The following is a 247-nucleotide window of genomic DNA, read 5'->3' on the forward strand; positions in this document are numbered from 1 at the left end:
TGACATCGAATTAGAACGTGATGAGAAAGGCCGCATCATTTCTGCAAAATATTCAGGTGATGGTCAAGAAGTGATTATCGGCGGACAAGAAAAAATGTCCAAGTCGAAAAATAACGGTATTGACCCACAAGCTATTATTGATCAATACGGCGCAGATACAGCTCGTGTATTTATGATGTTTGCTGCACCACCAGATCAATCTTTAGAATGGTCTGATGCAGGTGTTGAAGGTGCAAACCGTTTCTTG

1 protein-coding gene is annotated in these 247 nt (G+C 41.3%); it reads left to right on the forward strand.

Annotation, left to right across the window (positions count from 1 at the left end; genetic code table 11):
- Positions 1-247: class I tRNA ligase family protein (locus M2D63_RS25955; protein WP_285865908.1), on the forward strand; the 247-nt coding region annotated here is incomplete at both ends.

It is taken from the genome of Pseudomonas sp. BJa5 (genome assembly GCF_030272875.2).
Classification (GTDB): Bacteria; Pseudomonadota; Gammaproteobacteria; order Pseudomonadales; family Pseudomonadaceae; genus Aquipseudomonas.